At 65.4% G+C, this 376-nt stretch carries 1 pseudogene; it reads left to right on the top strand.

Annotation, left to right across the window (positions count from 1 at the left end):
* Nucleotides 1-323: pseudogene (locus tag EOA13_RS37645) on the top strand (catalase-peroxidase); the annotation flags it as partial.
* Between the last annotated feature and the right edge of the window lie 53 nt (nucleotides 324-376).

Below are 376 nucleotides of genomic sequence, written 5' to 3'. Positions count from 1 at the left end.
GCGCCAACACGGCCAACTCGAAGCACGGCGTGTTCACCGACCGGCCGGGTACGTTGACCAACGACTTCTTCGTCAACCTGCTCAGCATGAACACGGTCTGGGATCCGGCCGCCGGCTCCGACGAAGTCTACGAGGCGCGTGACCGCAAGACCAAGGCGGTCAAGTGGACCGGCACCCGTGCCGACCTGATCTTCGGCTCGCACGCCCAATTGCGCGCGCTTGCCGAGGTCTACGGGTCGGCGGACGCCAAGGCGAAATTCACCAGGGATTTCGTTGCGGCATGGACCAAGGTGATGAACGCCGACCGCTTCGACATCGCCTGAGATCGCTAAAGGTGCTCCGGCGCGGCCGCGCCGGATCGCCGGTCCTCCCAAGG

Source organism: Mesorhizobium sp. M7A.F.Ca.US.011.01.1.1 (assembly GCF_003998295.1).
GTDB lineage: Bacteria > Pseudomonadota > Alphaproteobacteria > Rhizobiales > Rhizobiaceae > Mesorhizobium.
Note: the sequence above shows the minus strand (reverse complement) of the source record. Positions and strands in the feature narration are given on the sequence as shown.